The organism is Micromonospora sp. WMMD998, from assembly GCF_029581235.1.
Taxonomy (GTDB): Bacteria; Actinomycetota; Actinomycetes; order Mycobacteriales; family Micromonosporaceae; genus Micromonospora.
Window position 1 is genome coordinate 1,637,441 of sequence record NZ_CP120740.1, and the last position, 12,518, is coordinate 1,649,958.

Sequence of the window (12,518 nt, forward strand, 5' to 3'; positions counted from 1 at the left end):
ATCGGCGAGGATGGCGGGGTGAACGTCTTCGGCCGGATCGAGGCGGCGGCGGGACGCCGGATCGACGCGGCCCGCGGCCGTTCACCGGTCTTCGACCACCTGTGGCAGGCCGGGACGCTCTACGCCGACCTGCTCGCCGGGCGGCTCGCCGCCGCCATCGCCTACTACGGGTTCTTCGCCGTGTTCGCGCTCGCGCTCGTCGCGTACTGGGTCTTCGGCGCGGTGCTGCGGGACAACGAGGACGTCAGCCGCGCGGCGGCCGACTTCCTCCGGGAGAACCTGCCCTTCCTCGACCCGGCGCAGATCTCCGAGAGCAGCAGCACCGTCGGCGTGGTCGGCCTGGTCATCCTGGTCTTCACCGGCATCGGGTGGGTGGAGGCGATCCGCTCGTCGCAGCGGCTGATGTACGGCTTCAACCAGCAACCCGGCAACATCGTGGTGCGCCGCCTGGTCGACCTGGGTGTGCTGGTCGCGGTCTTCGTGCTGCTCTTCGTCTCGGTCGCCGCCGTCGACGCGCTGGAGTCGCTGCTGCGTTTCCTGCTGCGCAGCACCGGCTCGGTCGGCCTGACCACGGTCAGCGCGGTGCTCAGCGTGCTCGTCAACGCCGTGCTCGCCGCCGCGCTGCTGCTGGCCGTGCCCCGGCTGCGGATGAGCCGGCGACGGTTGCGTCCGGCGGTGCTGATGGTCGCGGTCGGGATCACCCTGCTCAACACCGTGGGGCGCTACTACGTGGTGCGCACCGAGCGGAACCCGGCGTACACGGTGGTGGCGACCGCCGTGGGCCTGCTGCTCTACCTCTACCTGCTCAACCAACTGGTGCTCTTCGGCGCCGCGCTCGCCGCCACCAGCCGGTACGGCCGGGTGGTCGACCTGGCCGAGGGCGGGGCGCGGGAGGTGGACGTGGAGGCGGACGTGCTCGACGAGGAGACCGATCCGGGCACCCCGGGGGGCGGGGGATGAGCGATTGCGCTCCCCGCGTGGATGCGGAACGGCGATGATGGGCGCGTGGGCGCACTCGTGACACTGGACCTGCCGGACGACTCGCCGATGCGGGGCCTGCCCTGGATCATCACGTTCGGCCCGCTCGCCGCCGAGGACGAGTGGGAGCCGGTGGTCTGCGGGCCGTACGAACGGCCGCACGCGCTGGCGTTGGCCGAGGCGGTGGTGGCCGAGGAACAACTGATGGCGGTGGTGGAGCCGCTGCTGCCGGCGCTGACGCCGGAGGAGATCCGCGGCGAGATCGCCGCCGCCCAGATCGCCGCCGCGGACGAGGCCGCCGAGGTCGACCAGGCGGATCTCTACGGCGACTTCGAGGACATCATCGACGACGAGTTGGAGCTGGCCGCCGAGCGTCAGCCGGAGCCGCAGCCGGCGAACCCGCCCGACTCCGACGAGATCCGCGCCGGGTTCGCCCGGATCGCCGCGCTGCTCACCGCCAAGGGCGGCTGACCGCCGGCGCGGCCGGACACGGACACCGGCCCCCGGGAGCGGACTCCCGGGGGCCGGCGCCACCTCACCCCCCACCACAAGGGGTCGGCAGCCCAGCCGCCCGTCGGCGCGGGGCACGACGGACGGCCAGGTCGATGGCGGGTTACCCGGCTCAACGCCGTTCGAACCACGCAGCCGCGTCCACCGGCAGGACGTGCCCGTCGCCCCGCTCGGCGAGGTCGGCGCTGGCGACGAGCGGCCGGCCGTGGCCGGCGACCGTCACGTCGGCGCCGCTGAGGTTGACCACACAGGTCAGGTCGGTGTCGCCGGCGGCGCGGCGGAACGCCAGCACCCCGGGCTCGGTCTCCAGCCAGGTGATGCCGCCGAGGTCGGCCAGCGCCGGGTGCGCACCCCGGATCCGCAACGCCGTCCGGTAGAGCTCAAGCGTCGAGCCGGCCACGTGGGTCTGGGCGGCCACCGAGAGGGCCCGCCAGGTCGCCGGGGCCGGCAGCCAGCTCAGCTCGCTGCCGTCCGGCCCGAAGCCGTACGGGGCCAGCTCGCCGCTCCACGGCATCGGCACCCGGCAGCCGTCCCGGCTCTCGCCGGTGCGCCGGAACGCCGGGTCCTGACGCAGGTCGTCGGGGATGTCCAGCACCTCCGGCAGGCCCAGTTCCTCACCCTGGTAGACGTAGGCGCAGCCGGGCAGCGCGAACATCAACAGCGCGGCGGCCCGGGCGCGGCGCAGGCCGACCTCGCCGTCGCCGTACCGGGTGACGTGGCGTTGCCGGTCGTGGTTGGAGAGCACCCAGGTGGTCGGCGCGCCGACGATCGTCGACTCGGCGAGCGCCGTGTCGATCACCTTGCGGAACGAGTCGGCCGACCAGGTGGCGTCGAGGAAGTCGAAGCTGAACGCCTGGTGCAGCTCGTCCGGGCCGATGTAGCGGGCCAGCCGCTGCGGCGTCTCGGCCCACGCCTCGGCGACCGCCATCCGGCCGCCCGGGTAGCTGTCCAGGATGGGCCGCCAGGAGCGGTAGATGTCGTGCACCTCGTCCTGGTCGAAGTAGGGGAGCCGGCCCTTGCCGAGCAGCTCCGACTGACGCCGGCCGGTGGTCATCGAGTTGAAGCCGACGTCCGGCAGGCCCTCGGCCTTGATCATCCCGTGTGCCACGTCGATCCGGAAGCCGTCCACCCCGCGGTCGAGCCAGAACCGCAGGATGTCCTCGAACTCGGCCCGCACCTCGGGGTGACGCCAGTTCAGGTCGGGTTGGGCCGGGTCGAACAGGTGCAGGTACCACTGCCCGTCGACCACGCGGGTCCAGGCCGGGCCGCCGAAGATGCTCTCCCAGTCGTTGGGGGGAAGCTCGCCCCGCTCGCCCCTGCCGTCGGCGAACAGGTAGCGCTCGCGTTCCGGCGAGCCCGGGCCGGCGGCGAGCGCCGCGGTGAACCACGGGTGCGCGCTTGAGGTGTGGTTGGGCACCAGGTCGGCGATGATCCGCAGGCCCAGGGCGTGGGCGTCGGTGATCATCTCGTCGAAGTCGGTCAGGTTGCCGAAGAGCGGGTCCACGTCGCGGTAGTCGGCCACGTCGTAGCCGGCGTCGACCTGTGGCGAGGTGTAGAAGGGGGTGAGCCAGAGCGCGTCCACGCCCAGGTCGCGCAGGTAGGGCAGGCGTTGCCGGATGCCCTGGAGGTCACCGACGCCGTCGGCGTTCGCGTCGGCGAAGCTGCGGACGTAGACCTGGTAGACGACCGCGGTGCGCCACCAGTTGTCGTCGGCGGCAGGCGGCGTGGCGGCGGGGGCGGGGATCATCGGCGGCGGTTCCCGTTCTGTGGCGGCTTCGGTGGCGGCGCGGCGTGTCTGAGCAGAATGCCGCGCCGGCGCTGCAAGAGTCAAGCATTCCTTGCGCAAGAAGGAGCATCGATCACCCGCCGTCCAGGCCGACCGCACGCGCCGCGGCGTCCCGCATCCCGGGAAGCCCGCCGCGCCCGCCGCCAAGATCCACTCCACGTCGCCGACGTGGCGGCATCGAAGCCGACCGAACCCCACCACCTCGCCGTAACGGTGTCGATCACACTCGCGCCGGCCCAGCGCCGCGGGCGCGGGGAGCTAGGCGGGGACGGCCACGGTGGGGGTGGGGCGCCTGTGGTGCGGGGGTGTGGCGGTGCCGGCCACCGCGGTGGAGCCGCGTACCACGAGCTCCGGGCGGAACAGGTATTCCGAGTTCGGGGCGGGGTGACCGTTGATCTCGTCGACCAGGGCCCGCACGGCCGCCACCGCCATGGCCGCGACCGGCTGGCGCACGGTGGTCAACGGCGGGTCGGTGAAGGCCATCAGCGGTGAGTCGTCGTAGCCGACCACCGAGATGTCCCCGGGCACGGAGAGGTCACGGTGGCGGGCCGCCCGGATCGCGCCGAGCGCCATCAGGTCCGAGCCGCAGACCAGGCCGGTCACCCCGCGTTCGAGGAGCCGGCCGGCGGCGGCCTCGCCACCCTCCACACCGAACAGGGACAGCTCGGTCAGCTCGGTCAGGTCGTCGTCGGAGATGTCGGTGAGGCGCCGCATCGCGGCCTTGTAGCCGGCGACCTTGCGCTGCACCGGGACGAACCGGTCCGGCCCGGTGATCAGGCCGATCCGCCGGTGCCCGAGCGCGACCAGGTGGGCGACGGCCAGCTCGGCGGACTCCCGGTCGTCGCAGGAGACGAAGGGCGCGGGGATGCCCGGCGCGTACCCGTTGATCATGACGATCGGCAGCGGCCGGGCGAGCAGCGTGCGGTACCGGTCGTGGTCCGCGGCGGTGTCGGCGTGCAGGCCCGAGACGAAGACGATGCCGGAGACCTGCCGGTCCAGCAGCATCTCCACGTACTCGTCCTCGCGGACGCCGCCGGGGGTCTGCGTGCACAGCACCGGCGTGTAGCCGGTGGGGGCGAGGGCGGACTCGATGATCTGCGCGAACGCCGGGAAGATCGGGTTGTCCAACTCGGGCACGACCAGGCCGACCAGCCCGGCGCTGCGCTTGCGCAGGCGGGCCGGGCGCTCGTAGCCGAGCACGTCGAGGGCGGTGAGGACGGCCTGCCGGGTCTCCGGGGCCACTCCGGGGCGGTCGTTGAGCACCCGCGACACCGTGGCCTCGCTGACTTCGGCCTGTTGGGCGATGTCGGACAGTCGAGCGCGCATGGCCGCACTGTAGCTCAACGGCAAAGTCTTGCGTACGTCTCTGCAAGCCCTTCCATTCCATGCAACCTCTTGCTAACGTCCCCGCAACATGCGAGACCGGCGGCGCGGCATCCCCGCGCCGGTCAGCAAGAACTTCCAGAGATATTCCACTGGCGGTCGCCCTTCCCCCGGCGTGCCGCCATGACGACAGGAGTACCGATGCGCATCCGTACCGCGGGTGTGGTCGCCGCCCTCGGCCTGGCGCTCGCCGCGTCCGGCTGTGGCGACAGCGGCAGCGACAAGCCGGCCGCCGAGCAGTCCGCCAGCAAGGCGACCGGCGGCAAGCTGGTCATCTGGGCCGACGACAAGCGCACCGCCGCCCTCAAGCCGTTCGCCGAGGAGTTCGGCACGGAGAACGGCGTCACCGTCGAGGTCCAGGCCGTCTCCAAGGACCTGCAGACCAACTTCGTCACCGCCTCCCAGCAGGGCAGCGGCCCGGACGTCGTGGTCGGCGCGCACGACTGGATCGGCAACCTGGTCCAGAACGGCGCCATCGACCCGGTCCAGTTGCCGGCCGAGCAGAAGAGCGGCTTCAACGAGACCGCGATCAAGGCCGTCACGTTCAACGGCCAGCTCTACGGCGTGCCCTACGCCACCGAGAACGTCGCGCTGATCCGCAACACCGAGCTGGCCCCCGAGGCGCCGAAGACCATCGAGGACCTGGTGGCCGCCGGCAAGAAGCTCAAGGCGCAGAAGAAGACGAGCGAGATCCTCTGCCTCCAGTCCGGGCAGAACGGCGACGCCTACCACATCTACCCGCTCTACACGTCGGCCGGCGGCTACCTGTTCGGCACCGCCGCCAACGGCGACTACGACCCGACGGACCTGGGCGTGGGCAAGCCGGAGTCGATCGCGGCCTTCCAGAAGATCGGCAAGCTCGGTGAGAAGGGCGACGGCGCGTTGAAGCGCTCCATCACCCCGGAGAACGCCATCTCCACCTTCACCGGCAAGAAGTGCGCCTTCCTGGTCTCCGGCCCGTGGGCCGTCGCCGACGCCAAGAAGGCCAACATCGCGTACGACATCTCCCCGGTCCCCGGCTTCGCCGGCGCCAAGGAGGCCCAGCCGTTCGTGGGCGTCCAGGCGTTCTACGTCGCCGCCAAGGGCAAGAACAAGGCCCTGGCCCAGGAGTTCGTCACCAACTACGTGACCAAGCCCGAGCTGGCCGTCGCGCTGTACCAGGCCGAGCCGCGCCCGCCGGCGCTGACCGCCGCCTTCGACCAGGTCAAGGGCGAAGACCCGGACCTGGCCAAGTTCTCCGAGGCCGGCAAGAACGGCCAGGTGCTCCCGGCTATCCCGGCCATGGCCGCGATCTGGGACCCGTTCGGCAAGGCCGAGGCCGCCGTCATCGGTGGCGCCGACCCGGCCAAGACGATCACGGCCGCCGGCAAGACCATCCAGGGTCAGATCAAGTAATGAGCGCGCCGCTGTCCGGCCCGGGGTCCAGGCGGACCCCGGGCCGGGAGCCCGCCCCGGGCACGTCCCGTACCGCGCGGAACCACGCGCCGATCACCGCGACCGGCCTCGTCGTCAAGGTGGTCCTGCTCGGCCTGGTGGCCGGGATCGCGATCTGGGCGGCGTTCCCGCTCATCGAGGCCGAGCACTGGACCGGGCTGGCCGTCCTGGTCGCCACCACCGCCGCGCTGTTCTACCTCTACCTGGGCCGCCGGCACATCCCGGCCAAGTATCTGGTCCCCGGCACGCTCTTCCTCGTCGCCTTCCAGATCCTCCCGGTGCTGTTCACCGCGAGCACCGCGTTCACGAACTACGGCGACGGCCACCGCGGCAGCAAGGCCGACGCGGTCGTCGCCATCCAGACCTCCTCGGTGAAACAGGTCCCCGGCTCGACCGAGTACGCCCTCACCATCGCCACCACCGGCGACCCGGCGAGCGGCCCCCTGGTCTTCCTGCTCAGCGACCCGAAGACCAAGGAGGTCTTCGCCGGCGACGCGGGCGGGCTGCGCCCGCTCGACGCCGGCGCGGTCACCGTCAGCGGTCTCAGCGGCAGGATCACCGCGGCCGACGGCTACACCGTGCTGAACATCGGGCAGGCCAGCACCCGCAGCGACGACGTCACCGCGCTGATCGTGCCCACCGACGACGGGGCCATCCGCTCCACCGGCCTCACCCGGGCCTACGAGGGCAGGGCGGCCCGGGCGTACGACGCCGGCTGCGACTGCGTCACCGACAGCGAGACCGGCCGGACGTGGACCGCCGACGGGAAGGTCGGCTCCTTCGTCGCCGCCGACGGCGAACGGCTCACCCAGGGCTGGAAGGTGAACGTCGGGTTCGAGAACTTCGGCGCGGTGCTCACCGACCCGAACATCTCCGGGCCGTTCTTCGGCACGCTGGCCTGGAACTTCGCGTTCGCGATCGGCTCCACCGGCCTCACGTTCCTGCTCGGCATGGCCATCGCGCTCGCGCTGCACTCGCCGCGGATGCGGGGCACCAACGTCTACCGGGTGCTGCTGATCCTGCCGTACGCCATGCCGTCGTTCGCGATGCTGCTGGTCTGGCGGGACATGTTCAACACCGACTTCGGCCTGCTCAACAACCTGTTCGGGCTGGACGTCGACTGGTTCGGCGGCACCTGGTCGGCCCGGATCGCGGTGCTGCTGGTGCAGCTCTGGCTCGGCTATCCGTACATGTTCCTGGTGGCCACCGGCGCGCTCCAGGCCATCCCACGGGAACTGACCGAGGCCACCTCGGTCGACGGCGCCGGCCCCTGGCAGTCGTTCCGGGCGGTCACCCTGCCGTTGCTGCTGGTGGCGCTCTCGCCGCTGCTGATCGCGTCGTTCGCGTTCAACTTCAACAACGTCAACGCGATCCTGTTCACCACCGAGGGCGGGCCGTTCGCGCCGGACAACCCACGCAACGGCGCCACCGACCTGCTGATCACCTACACGTACCGGCTGGCGTTCGGCGCGCAGGGCGCCGAGTACGGCCTGGCCGCCACCGTCTCGATCTTCATCTTCGCGATCGTGGCGACGGTGTCGGCGATCAGCTTCCGGCGCACCCGCAAGCAGGAGGAGGTGTACTCGTGACAGGCATCGCGGAAACGCCTGCCGCCCGCCGGTCGCGCAACAGGTGGTTCGCGCAGGTGGGCTGGCGGCATCTGGTCGGGGTGCTGGCGGTGCTGTTCAGCCTCTTCCCGATCATGTTCGTGATCTCCGCGGCGCTCAACCCGCTCGGCACGCTCTCCTCCACCGAGCTGCTGCCGACCGGGGCGTCGTGGGAGAACTTCACCAACCTGTTCGACCGGACCGCGTTCGGCCACTGGTTCCTCAACTCGCTGCTGCTGGCGGGCGTGGCCAGTTTCGCGTCGATCTTCCTCTCGGCGCTCGCCGCGTACGCGTTCTCCCGGATGCGGTTCGCCGGACGCCGGGTCGGCCTGCTCACGTTGCTGCTGATCCAGATGTTCCCGCAGTTCCTGGCGATCGTGGCGATCTTCCTGATCTTCACCACGATCACCGACCTCTATCCGGGGATCGGCTTCAACACCCCGTGGGGCCTGTTCCTGCTCTATATGGGTGGCGCGCTCGGGGCCAACACCTGGCTGATGAAGGGCTTCTTCGACACGCTGCCGAAGGAGCTGGACGAGTCGGCGACCATGGACGGCGCCTCGCACGTGCAGGTCTTCTTCCGGATCATGCTGCCGCTGGTGGCGCCGATCCTGGCGGTGACCGGCCTGCTCGCGTTCATCGGGTCGATAAACGAGTTCATCATCGCCAACGTGTTCCTCACCGACACCGAGTCGAAGACCCTCGCCGTCGGCATGTACGGCCTGGTGGCCGGCGAACGCAACAACAACTTCGGGATGTTCGCGGCGGGCACGCTGCTCACCGCGATCCCCACGGTGCTGGTGTTCCAACTGCTCCAGCGCTACATCGTCTCCGGCCTCACCTCCGGAGCGGTCAAGGGCTGAGCCGGTCCGGCTCACGCTGCGGCAAGGGCGTCGTGTCGGCGTACACCCCAGCGGTTCGGCGGTCGGACCGCCGCGGTCGGGTGACCGATCGCGGCGGTCGCCCACCCACTGTCGGTACGACGCGAAAGGCCGCGCCATGTTCCTTCAGCCGCACCACGACGGATCCGCCACCTACGTGCCGGAGCAGGAGCCCGCGCTCGGGCAGACCGTGCCCGTGTTCGTCCGGGTGCCCGCCGGCGCCGGCGTCCGCCAGGTGCACGTGCGCACCACGGGCGACGGCGAGCCCCGCTTCGCCGAGGCGGTCGTCGACCGCACCCGCGCCGGTGAGGTGTGGTGGCGGGCCGACGTCGAGGTCCGCAACCCGGTCAGCAACTACCGCTTCCTGCTCGACGGCGACGCCGGCGCCCGCTGGCTGAACGCGGCCGGCGTGGTCGGCCACGACGTGCCCGACCACGGCGACTTCAAGCTGGTGAGCCACGCGCCGCCGCCGGCCTGGGCCCGGGACGCGGTGATCTACCAGATCTTCCCGGACCGGTTCGCCCGCTCCGCCGCGGCGGACGGCCGGCCCACACCGGACTGGGCCGTCCCGTGCGACTGGGACACCCCGGTCATCGGCCGCGGCCCGGAGACGCCCCGCCAGTTCTACGGCGGCGACCTGGACGGGATCACCGAGCGCCTGGACCACCTGGAGCGGCTCGGCGTCAACACGATCTACCTCACCCCGATCTTCCCGGCGCGCTCCAACCACAGGTACGACGCGTCCAGCTTCGACACCGTCGACCCGCTGCTCGGCGGCGACGCGGCGCTGGTCCGGCTCGCCGACGCGGTGCGCGCCCGGGGCTGGCGGCTGCTCGGCGACATCACCAGCAACCACACCGGCGACGCCCACCCGTGGTTCACCGACGCCGTCTCCGACGTGCACGCGCCGGAACGGGAGCTGTACTACTTCGACCTCCCCGGGTCGGACTACGAGTCCTGGAACGGGGTGACGTCGCTGCCGAAGCTCAACTGGGGCAGCGCGGAGCTGCGCCGCCGCTTCGCCACCGCCGAGGACTCGCTGCTGCGGCGCTGGCTGCGCCCGCCGTACGGGCTGGACGGCTGGCGGGTGGACGTGGCGAACATGACGGGCCGGCGGGGCGCCGACGCCTACACCCACGAGGTGGCGCGGCTGCTGCGCGAGGTGGTCGCGCAGACCCGGCCGGACGCGCTGCTGCTCGCCGAGCACGGCCACGACCACACCGGTGACCTGGACCGCGACGGCTGGCACGGGACGATGAACTACGTCGGCTTCACCGATCCGGTGTGGTCCTGGCTGCGTGCCGGCGACGGTCCGGTGCCGAACTTCCTCGGCACGCCGGGCGGGGTGCGGCGGCGGGACGCGGACGCGGTGCTGGCCACCATGAACGCCTACCGGTCGCTTGTCTCCTGGCGGTCGTACACGCACTCCTGGCAGCTCCTCGGCTCGCACGACTCGGCCCGGATCCGCACCGTGGTCGGCGACGCGGCCCGGCAGGAGGTGGCCGCCGGGCTGCTCGCCACCCTGCCCGGCACGCCCGTGGTCTTCGCCGGTGACGAGCTGGGGCTGACCGGCGCGAACGGAGAGGGGTCGCGCACCCCGATGCCGTGGCACCGGCCGGAGAGCTGGGACCGGCGCACGTTCGAGGCGTACCGGTCGCTGCTGGCGCTGCGCCGCGACGAGCCGGCGCTGCGGCACGGCGGCCTGCGGTGGGTGTACGCCGACGCGGACACGCTCGTGTTCCTCCGGGAGGCACCGACCGGCACGGTGCTGGCGCTGGCCCGTCGCGCCCCCGGCGTCCCGGTCCACGTGCCGGGCCTGCCCGCCGCCGACAACATCTACGGCGGCGCGCCGCCGTTGCGCCCGGACGCCCCGCTGCCCCCCGACGGCCCCACCTTCCAGCTCTGGCGCGTGCAAGGAGGGGGCCCCGCTTAACGCATTCCGCATAACCGGGGGCCCCTCTTAACACCTGAGCCCGGGGAGGTCACGGTATGACGGCACCTCGGCGGTCCGACTACTACACGGCGTCGTTGATGGGGGAGGATGGGCGGCGTGGAAGCTCTTCGACTGATCCTTCTCTACGTCCATCTGATCGGTTTCGCGCTGCTGCTCGGCGGCGGGATCGCCCAGTACGTCACCGGTCGCCTGCGGATCAACGCGGCCATGCTGTGGGGGTCGGTGATCCAGATCCTGACCGGTCTCGGACTGTCCGCGCCCCTGCGCGACGGCGACGAACCGGCCCCGGCGAAGCTTGTTACCAAGTTGGTGCTCGCGCTGCTCATCTTCGTCATGGTCTTCTTCTCCCGTAAGCGGGAGTCCGTGCACCGTGGCCACTTCCTCGCGATCATCGGGTTGACGCTGCTCAACGCGGCGGTCGCGGTGTTCTGGCGATAGGTCGCCGGGCACCCGGAAGGTCCCGGAAAGCGGACGTTCGGGACACGTACGCGCATGCCTACCGGCCCGATAAGTGATCTGCCCCACGCAAGGGTTACACCGGGGTAACGGACGCTCAACAGTCGTGCACGATTGTCGGCCGGTGGGTGGGCGCGGGCGTACGCTCCCGTCCGTAACGTGGGACGCCGGCGGCACACCGCAGGCCGGCGCAAGGGCTGCCACCGCGCACGACGCGGTCGGCAATGGGAAGGAGACGTCTTGCGCTCTGTGCGTGGGATGCGGATCGCCTCCGCTTTCGTGGCGGGTGGCCTCGTGCTGGGCGCCGCCGCTTGTGGTGAGGCCCCCGACGACAACAACGACGCCGGTGACACCGGCGGCAAGAAGTACAGCGCCTGCATGGTGACCGACGTCGGCGGTATCGACGACAAGTCCTTCAACACCTCCGCCTGGAAGGGCCTTCAGGAGGCACAGAAGGAGAACGACAACATCGAGATCAAGAACGTCCAGTCGAAGGCCGAGGCGGACTACGAGGTCAACCTGACCGGGTTCGTCAACCAGAAGTGCGACTTCATCCTGGCCGTCGGTGGCCTGATGCAGGACGCCACCAAGAAGGCCGCCGCGGCGAACCCGAACCAGCAGTTCGGGATCGTGGACGCCAACCCGGGCGTGGCGAACGTCTACCCGATGCAGTTCGACACCGCGCAGGCCGCGTTCCAGGCCGGCTACCTGGCCGCCGGGATGAGCAAGAGCGGCAAGGTGGGCACGTACGGCGGCCTGCCGATCCCGCCGGTCACCATCTTCATGGACGGTTTCGCCGACGGCGTGGCCTACTACAACAAGGCCAAGAGCAAGAACGTCCAGGTGCTGGGCTGGGACAAGGCCACCCAGAAGGGTTCCTTCACCAACGACTTCGTCAAGCAGGACGAGGGCAAGAAGGTCTCCGACGCGCTTGTCGCCCAGGGCGCGGACATCATCATGCCGGTCGCCGGCGGCGCCGGCCTCGGCACCACCGCCGCGGCCAAGGCGTCCGGCGGCAAGTACTCGGTCGTCTGGGTGGACGTCGACGGCTGCGAGAGCACCCCGGACTGCTCCGCGATCCTGACCACGGTCGTCAAGAACATCCCGGATGCCGTCAAGGAGGCCGTGCTGAAGGCCGCCGGTGGCGAGAAGCTCCAGTCCACGCCGGGCTTCGTGGGCACCCTGTCCAACTCCGGCGTGTCGATCGCGCCGTACCACGAGTTCGACAGCAAGGTCCCGGCGGACCTGAAGGCCGAGGTCGACAAGATCAAGGCGGACATCGCCGCCGGCACCATCACGGTCACCTCGAAGGCCCAGCCGACCAAGTGACCGCTCCGCCGGCCGCCGCGGTGAGATCATCGGCAGCGGGCCGGCGGGCACCTGACAGCACGATCCGGCCGTCCCGGGCGTACGGGGTCCGAACCCCGCGCCCCGGGGCGGCCGGTCACCTTGATCCCCCACCCGGCGTGGTGGCCGCGCGGCACCATCGCTCGCACTCCAGGAGGTTGCGCTGAGACTCGAACTGCGCG

10 protein-coding genes are annotated in these 12,518 nt (G+C 71.2%); 8 read left to right on the forward strand and 2 right to left on the reverse strand.

What is annotated here, in order from left to right; all coding sequences use genetic code 11:
- Positions 1–18: 18 nt before the first annotated feature.
- Positions 19–960: a YhjD/YihY/BrkB family envelope integrity protein gene (locus tag O7619_RS07865; protein WP_282286669.1), complete on the forward strand. Its 942-nt coding sequence runs from the start codon at positions 19–21 to the stop codon at positions 958–960.
- A gap of 45 nt (positions 961–1,005) precedes the next feature.
- Positions 1,006–1,449 (forward strand): hypothetical protein, encoded by a 444-nt coding sequence (locus tag O7619_RS07870; protein WP_282286670.1) that lies wholly within the window; start codon positions 1,006–1,008, stop codon positions 1,447–1,449.
- A gap of 151 nt (positions 1,450–1,600) precedes the next feature.
- Here the strand turns inward: O7619_RS07870 and O7619_RS07875 are convergent, their stop codons facing one another.
- Positions 1,601–3,235, reverse strand: coding sequence for a glycoside hydrolase family 13 protein (locus O7619_RS07875; RefSeq protein ID WP_282286671.1), 1,635 nt, complete (start codon positions 3,233–3,235; stop codon positions 1,601–1,603).
- 297 nt (positions 3,236–3,532) lie between these two features.
- Positions 3,533–4,600 (reverse strand): LacI family DNA-binding transcriptional regulator, encoded by a 1,068-nt coding sequence (locus O7619_RS07880; RefSeq protein WP_282286673.1) that lies wholly within the window; start codon positions 4,598–4,600, stop codon positions 3,533–3,535.
- Positions 4,601–4,798: 198 nt separating this feature from the next.
- Here O7619_RS07880 and O7619_RS07885 point away from each other — a divergent pair, with 198 nt between their 5' ends.
- The 6 genes from O7619_RS07885 (at position 4,799) to O7619_RS07910 (ending at position 12,318) form a co-directional block, all read left to right on the forward strand.
- Positions 4,799–6,052: a maltose ABC transporter substrate-binding protein gene (locus O7619_RS07885; protein ID WP_282286674.1), complete on the forward strand. Its 1,254-nt coding sequence runs from the start codon at positions 4,799–4,801 to the stop codon at positions 6,050–6,052.
- A complete protein-coding gene (locus tag O7619_RS07890; protein ID WP_282286675.1) occupies positions 6,052–7,680 on the forward strand; it encodes an ABC transporter permease subunit in 1,629 nt (542 codons plus the stop codon). The genes O7619_RS07885 and O7619_RS07890 overlap by 1 nt, the downstream gene beginning before the upstream one ends.
- On the forward strand, positions 7,677–8,561 hold the full coding sequence (locus O7619_RS07895) for a sugar ABC transporter permease (RefSeq protein ID WP_282286676.1): 885 nt from the start codon (positions 7,677–7,679) through the stop codon (positions 8,559–8,561). The genes O7619_RS07890 and O7619_RS07895 overlap by 4 nt, the downstream gene beginning before the upstream one ends.
- A 136-nt stretch (positions 8,562–8,697) precedes the next feature.
- The gene (locus tag O7619_RS07900) at positions 8,698–10,512 is read left to right on the forward strand and encodes a glycoside hydrolase family 13 protein (protein WP_282286677.1); all 1,815 of its coding nucleotides are present in this window, start codon (positions 8,698–8,700) and stop codon (positions 10,510–10,512) included.
- A 117-nt stretch (positions 10,513–10,629) separates the two neighbouring features.
- The gene (locus O7619_RS07905) at positions 10,630–10,971 is read left to right on the forward strand and encodes a hypothetical protein (protein ID WP_281585030.1); all 342 of its coding nucleotides are present in this window, start codon (positions 10,630–10,632) and stop codon (positions 10,969–10,971) included.
- A gap of 276 nt (positions 10,972–11,247) precedes the next feature.
- A complete protein-coding gene (locus tag O7619_RS07910) occupies positions 11,248–12,318 on the forward strand; it encodes a BMP family ABC transporter substrate-binding protein (RefSeq protein ID WP_282288720.1) in 1,071 nt (356 codons plus the stop codon).
- Positions 12,319–12,518: the final 200 nt, after the last annotated feature.

Bases quoted from the DNA above. Each gene is read 5' to 3' on its own strand.
- O7619_RS07880 (WP_282286673.1), bottom strand. From the start codon at position 4,600: ATGCGCGCTCGACTGTCCGACATCGCCCAACAGGCCGAAGTCAGCGAG.
- O7619_RS07890 (WP_282286675.1), top strand. From the start codon at position 6,052: ATGAGCGCGCCGCTGTCCGGCCCGGGGTCCAGGCGGACCCCGGGCCGG.
- O7619_RS07900 (WP_282286677.1), top strand. From the start codon at position 8,698: ATGTTCCTTCAGCCGCACCACGACGGATCCGCCACCTACGTGCCGGAG.
- O7619_RS07875 (WP_282286671.1), bottom strand. From the start codon at position 3,235: ATGATCCCCGCCCCCGCCGCCACGCCGCCTGCCGCCGACGACAACTGG.
- O7619_RS07910 (WP_282288720.1), top strand. From the start codon at position 11,248: ATGCGGATCGCCTCCGCTTTCGTGGCGGGTGGCCTCGTGCTGGGCGCC.
- O7619_RS07885 (WP_282286674.1), top strand. From the start codon at position 4,799: ATGCGCATCCGTACCGCGGGTGTGGTCGCCGCCCTCGGCCTGGCGCTC.